The sequence below is a fragment of the Sphingomonas sp. 66-10 genome (genome assembly GCF_001897045.1).
GTDB lineage: Bacteria > Pseudomonadota > Alphaproteobacteria > Sphingomonadales > Sphingomonadaceae > Sphingomonas > Sphingomonas lycopersici.
This window is the reverse complement of record NZ_MKRR01000130.1, coordinates 34,579-35,016: the sequence shown is the minus strand read 5'-3', so window position 1 is coordinate 35,016 and position 438 is coordinate 34,579. Positions and strand designations below refer to the sequence as shown.

The 438-nt window shown below is 55.3% G+C and carries 1 protein-coding gene; it reads left to right on the top strand.

What is annotated here, in order from left to right:
* Nucleotides 1-438: epoxide hydrolase family protein (locus tag BGN95_RS13535; protein ID WP_286772977.1), on the top strand; the 438-nt coding region annotated here is incomplete at both ends.

Below are 438 nucleotides of genomic sequence, written 5' to 3'. Positions count from 1 at the left end.
CTCGTCGCAAGGCGTGCAATTAGCCAAAATCAAGGAATTGGCGGCTTATTGGCGAGACATTTACGTTCCGACGCGGTTAGAACAACGGCTGAATGCATTTCCGCAGTTTCGAACTTCGATTTTTGGCCTGGGGGTCCATTTCATACATGTGCGGTCCAAGCACGAGCATGCGCTGCCGATTGTACTCACGCATGGCTGGCCAGGTTCAGTTATTGAGTTCTTGAACGTCATCGAGCTGCTCACCGATCCTGAGGCACACGGCGGTACGGCAGAGGACGCGTTTCATGTCGTAGTACCATCACTCCCCGGCTATGGTTTTTCCGACAAGCCTCAGGCGGTCGGCTGGAATACATCCCGCATTGCCAATGCATGGGCAGTCCTGATGCAACGGCTGGGCTCTGATAACTGGGTTGCCCAAGGAGGTGACTGGGGGGCAGC